This is a genomic window from Mycolicibacterium vaccae NBRC 14118 = CIP 105934 (assembly GCF_001552715.1).
Lineage (GTDB): Bacteria > Actinomycetota > Actinomycetes > Mycobacteriales > Mycobacteriaceae > Mycobacterium > Mycobacterium vaccae.
Genome location: NZ_BCRS01000339.1, coordinates 1 through 1400, shown reverse-complemented (window position 1 = coordinate 1400; position 1400 = coordinate 1). Strand labels below are relative to the sequence as shown.

Below are 1400 nucleotides of genomic sequence, written 5' to 3'. Positions count from 1 at the left end.
CCGCCATTGCGGCGACGTGCACGCGGGCCTCCCGGGCCCGCGCCGCCCGCACCCTCGCCTCACGCTCGGAGACAGCGGCACGGCGCAGCGAATCTGCCTGTCCGCGAACGGCGTTGGCACGTTCCTCGGCGGTGCGCACGGCCAGCCGCGCTTCCACCTCCGCCGAGCGCGCCGCCTCCGCCGCGGCCGTCGACTCCGAGCGGTCCACCACCTCGACGTCGAACATCGGCTCCTGCTGGGCGAGGTGAAGACGCTGTTCCAGCTCGGTCAGTTCCTCGACGGTGCGGTTGCGCGCGGCCTCCAGCTCGTCACGCTGCTTGATCAAGCGTTGCCACTCGTCGTCGGCGGCGCGGGCATCCTGGCCGAGCCTGCCGAGCTGTTCGTAGATCGACGAGATCGCGGCGTCGGACTCGTTCAGCGCGGCCAGCGCCTGTTCGGCGGCGTCCTGGCGGGCCGTCTGCTCGGCCAGCGCTCCCGACAGCGCCGCCGAGAGCTCGCCGACCTGCCTCTCGGCGGCCGCCAGTTCCGTGCGCGCCTTCTCCACCTCGGAGGTGATCTCCAGGGTGCTGGGTTTGCGATCCGAACCACCGCTGACCCAGCCGGCGCCCACCAGATCGCCGTCGGCGGTGACTGCGCGCAACTGCGGTTGCGCCGCAACGATTTCCAGTGCAGCGGCCAGGTCACCGACGACCGCAACACCGGCCAGCATCGCCGACATCGCGCCCTGGACCCGCGGGGCCGGGTCGACGAGGTCCACCGCCCAGGCCGCACCCGCGGGCAGCTGCCCCGTCAGCGACGGCGGCGCCGGCCAGTCCCCCAGCACGATGGCGGCCCGGCCGCCGTCGGCCTCTTTGAGCGCGGCCAGCGCGTCCTTCGCCGCTGCCGAGTTCTCGGCGGCCAACGCGTCCGCCGCGGCCCCGAGCACAGCCGCGATCGCCGCCTCGTGCCCGGGACGGACCTTGACGAGATTGGCCAGAGAGTCGAAAAGTGCTGGGACACCGTGGTTCTCCCGAAGCCATGCGGCCCCGTCCTTGCGGTCCAGGCCGACCGACAGCGCATCGATGCGCGCCTGCAGCGAGGCCACCTGTCGTTCCGCGGCCCGCTCGGCGGCCTGCAGCTCGGCGACGCGTTCGTCAGCCAGGCGCAATGCGGTCACCGTGCGGTCGTGGTGTTCGTCGAGACCGACTTCACCGGCGTCGAGCTCACTGACCCGGCCCTGGACCATCTCGAACTCGGCCTGTGCCTGCTGGGCGCGGGCGGCGGCCTCGTCGATGTTGGCGGTCAGCCGTGCCACGGTCTCGTCGGCCGAGTCCACCCGGCTGCGCATCGTGTCGACCTGCCCGGACAGCCGCGCCAGCCCCTCCCGGCGGTCGGCCTCGGCGCGGGCGGCGGCCATGTGG

General features: G+C 73.4%; 1 protein-coding gene. It reads right to left on the bottom strand.

Features of this window, described 5'->3' with window-relative positions:
- A partial coding sequence (locus MVA01S_RS29845; RefSeq protein WP_494337742.1) for an SMC hinge domain-related protein occupies positions 1-1400 on the bottom strand: 1400 nt, incomplete at both ends.